This is a genomic window from Pseudoalteromonas sp. MMG024 (assembly GCF_021654175.1).
Classification (GTDB): Bacteria; Pseudomonadota; Gammaproteobacteria; order Enterobacterales; family Alteromonadaceae; genus Pseudoalteromonas.
In genome coordinates this window covers 1-960 of sequence record NZ_JAKFZO010000051.1, presented here as the reverse complement: position 1 = coordinate 960, position 960 = coordinate 1, and the positions used below count along the sequence as shown (strand labels likewise).

1 protein-coding gene and 1 pseudogene are annotated in these 960 nt (G+C 39.2%); both read right to left on the bottom strand.

Going from position 1 to position 960, the window contains the following annotated elements; all coding sequences use genetic code 11:
- Positions 1-106 (bottom strand): annotated as a pseudogene (locus L1068_RS21800) (transposase); the annotation flags it as partial.
- Between the two features lie 141 nt (positions 107-247).
- Positions 248-676, bottom strand: a complete 429-nt coding sequence (locus L1068_RS21795) for a DUF4124 domain-containing protein (protein WP_237131957.1) — start codon at positions 674-676, stop codon at positions 248-250.
- Positions 677-960: the final 284 nt, after the last annotated feature.

Genomic DNA, 960 nt, shown 5'->3' with positions numbered 1-960 from the left:
GTCGGTGCTCAAACGACCGCCCTGTGACTTTATCTTCGCCACACAAAAAGGCACGCCTTACGCAACGCGAAATACAATGATAGAAAGGAGTATCAACCAGACTGATTTATTGTTTTCTTGGAACCGCCATGACTTCTCATCCTTAAGAAGTGGTACTTACCCTAAACATAGAAAAACACCCAAACTAAATCAAATCAGAGTGGGTGTCTTTGTTATTTTGTTCTCGACTCATTAATATAGACAACGTTCATTTACAGCGCGAAGCCCTAGTGTGAGCCAGTACTTTTAAGCTCTTTTCTTTACTCTTTTCATGTTTATTGATGCATGCAGTGCGTCTTGAAGAGTCATTATGGTAATTAATGCGACACCTTTTAGAACGGACCCGAAAATTATGATTTATATTGTCTTCGGTAGCATCATCCCAGCCAGGCTGAGGCTCTGGTTCACATTGAGATTTACTCTTACTATTGGGAAGGGCTGCGTAACGATTTGTTGATTCAGTTGCTTTAGGCGCTTTTGCAACCTTTAATTCTTCTTTTTTAGCATTACCGTCACACTCAATATCCGAAAATACTACTTTTCCGTTTTTATCAGTGCATTTGTAAAAAGTAGCAGCAAGAAGCGGCGTAGATAACAGTCCTATCACAGCATAAAAAACGATAGATTGAAGCTTCATTATTAATTCCTTTTAATATTAATTATCCTTTACTACGCCGATAGGGTAATGAATAGCGTGCCACAAGCCAAGCTTAATTTTACTTCATTTTCAAATCACTATGGGTTATTGGTTCACCTCCGTTTTACTCGCACTTGCTAATAGCTAAAAATTAGAGTGGGTGTCTTTGTTATCTGTTTCATCAGCGCTAGCGAATGACATTTATTTAGGCGCAGCTTATAACAACCAAAAACTTTCCCCAAATGAGGCTGATGCCGGTTCCTTCAGCGTTAAAACTGTTGACT

Excerpts from the sequence above, each read along its gene's own strand:
- L1068_RS21795 (WP_237131957.1), bottom strand. The coding sequence starts at position 676 with ATGAAGCTTCAATCTATCGTTTTTTATGCTGTGATAGGACTGTTATCT.